Raw genomic sequence first — 299 nt, forward strand, 5'->3', positions numbered from 1 at the left:
GTTCCTTCTGGAGCTGAGGCACGCCAGGCAGGCGCGACCCAGGTGCGAGTGCGCCTCGCTCGATCTTGTCCCTGATCTCGGATGCGATCCGTTCGTCGGCGACCACGAGCGGGGCCAGCGGGCCGACCTGGAACTCCCACTGTCCGGGCATGACTTCGGCGTTGATGCCGGAGATGCCCAAGCCCCGCCGCGAGGCAGTTCTCCAGGTGGGCCTCGACGACGTCGCGGCCGAAGATCTCGTCGGCGCCGACACCGCAGTAGTAGCCGCCCTGGGGCGCCGGGAAGCCGCCCTTGGGGAA

Annotated in this window: 1 pseudogene; it reads right to left on the minus strand. The window is 69.6% G+C overall.

The features are described 5' to 3' along the window. Positions 1–94: 94 nt before the first annotated feature. Positions 95–299, minus strand: a pseudogene (locus SZN_RS39565) (glutamine synthetase); the annotation flags it as partial.

The organism is Streptomyces zinciresistens K42 (assembly GCF_000225525.1).
Taxonomy (GTDB): Bacteria; Actinomycetota; Actinomycetes; order Streptomycetales; family Streptomycetaceae; genus Streptomyces; species Streptomyces zinciresistens.